Raw genomic sequence first — 274 nt, 5'->3', positions numbered from 1 at the left:
GCGTTTCGACGGCGTGGAATCCCGCTACAAGGTGTGGCTCAACGGAACCGAGGTCGGTGTTGGCACAGGCAGCCGGCTGGCGCAGGAATTTGATGTGACCGAGGCGCTCCGCCCGGGAAGCAACCTACTGGCCGTCCGTGTCCACCAGTGGTCGGCGTCGAGCTATGTTGAGGATCAGGACCAGTGGTGGATGCCGGGCATCTTCCGCGATGTGACGCTCCAGTCGCGGGCACGAACCGGACTGGACGACGTCTGGTTGCGGACGTCCTTCACC

1 protein-coding gene is annotated in these 274 nt (G+C 64.2%); it reads left to right on the top strand.

Annotated elements, in window-relative coordinates; genetic code table 11:
* On the top strand, positions 1 to 274 hold a 274-nt coding region (locus ACPYOM_RS22480; RefSeq protein ID WP_481347661.1), incomplete at both ends, for a sugar-binding domain-containing protein.

Source organism: Monashia sp. HAY1-2A, from assembly GCF_056755315.1.
Note: the sequence above shows the minus strand (reverse complement) of the source record. Positions and strands in the feature narration are given on the sequence as shown.